Annotated in this window: 1 protein-coding gene; it reads right to left on the reverse strand. The window is 63.5% G+C overall.

The features are described 5' to 3' along the window. Positions 1 to 54 precede the first annotated feature (54 nt). Positions 55 to 1194 (reverse strand): ISNCY family transposase, encoded by a 1140-nt coding sequence (locus EPD82_RS11805; protein ID WP_206202297.1) that lies wholly within the window; start codon positions 1192 to 1194, stop codon positions 55 to 57. Positions 1195 to 1308: the final 114 nt, after the last annotated feature.

A 1308-nucleotide genomic window follows, 5' to 3' on the forward strand; every position in this document is an offset into this window, starting at 1 on the left:
CGTGAAGGGCGTAGCCCGGAGCGCCTTCCCTCCCCGGCAGGCGCCGCGGCGGACCTACGCGACAACCTGCAGTTCGGGGGTTTGCAGCTGACCGTCAGCCGTGTAGCGCGCGAGCCTTCTCGGGCCATGGAAGATCGCCAGCCGCCCGTCCAGGTAGCGATGCACCCGTACCTTGACCTTCACGTAGTGCATGCGATAGCGATCCGGCGGGATTTGCAACTTCAGCCCCTCGAAAGCGACACAATTGTCCTTGCCCACCACCCGCTCGTATTGCTCGCACAGGAAGTCGTCGAGCTCATCCCCGATCCAGGCCACGAAGGCCGATCCTTCCTCCTGTGCCGGCTGCATGAACTCGGCGTTGAACGCGGGCAGATAGACTTCCTTCAAGTAGCGATTGGCCGCCGCCATGTCGGTGATCCCGGCCGCTGCCAGCTCCTTGGGCAGCCGGTCCTGATGCGTGCGAAACATCCGCTCCGAGCGCCCTCGCGCCTCCGGAGAATAGGCCGGGATCATCTCGATGCCCAGTCGCGCCATGGCCTGCCCGAACTGGGTGAGATGGACCTTGTCCACCTTGCCGCCCGCCTGCGGCGTATGCCAGTAGTGACTGCCCCGATCGGTGTAGAGCGCAGAGAACAGGCCCCGCGCCTCGATCACTTCCTTGACACCGCGCAATGAGGAGGCCGTCCCCTCCTCCTCGACGAAGAACATCGAGTAGTGCTCGTTGGTGGCATCATCCATGGTGACGATCAAATCCCAATACTGTCCAGGCACCCATTCGTGCCGCGAGCCGTCCTGATGCAACAGCATCCCCGGCCAGGCGGCGCGCTCCCGCCGCTTGCGGTGCTTGCCACGGCCCGGGGCCTTCTCGACCACCCCGGCCTCCTGTAACCGGTTCTTCACCCAGGTGTAGCTGCGCTTGCCGCCCTCGCGCTGGTACCAGGCGTGAAAGTGCTTGACGTTCCAGCCCATATGCCGACTACGGTAGCGCTCCACCAGCGCCATCACTTCATCGACCGGCGCCTTGCGGTGCGAGACCTGCCTCAGACGCCGGTCAACCAGGCCCTCCAACCCCTCCTCTTCGTAGCGGGCAATGTAGCGCCGAAATGTCCGGTCACACACCCCCAGGAGCCTGGCCGCCTCTTCCTGCGTCAGCCGACCCGACTGCCAGCCCTCGTACGCTTCCTCAAACCGCATCTTCCGTACCTCCTGTAGCAACTGCGTCCGTCTCATTAGGCACCTCCTTCCATACCTAATGAAAACCGGACAAACCTCGTGCTACAAGTCCGGACAGTTTATTTGTTCGCTACA

This window comes from Tepidiphilus succinatimandens, from assembly GCF_006503695.1.
GTDB lineage: Bacteria > Pseudomonadota > Gammaproteobacteria > Burkholderiales > Rhodocyclaceae > Tepidiphilus > Tepidiphilus succinatimandens.

Excerpts from the sequence above, each read along its gene's own strand:
- EPD82_RS11805 (WP_206202297.1), bottom strand. The coding sequence starts at position 1,194 with ATGCGGTTTGAGGAAGCGTACGAGGGCTGGCAGTCGGGTCGGCTGACG.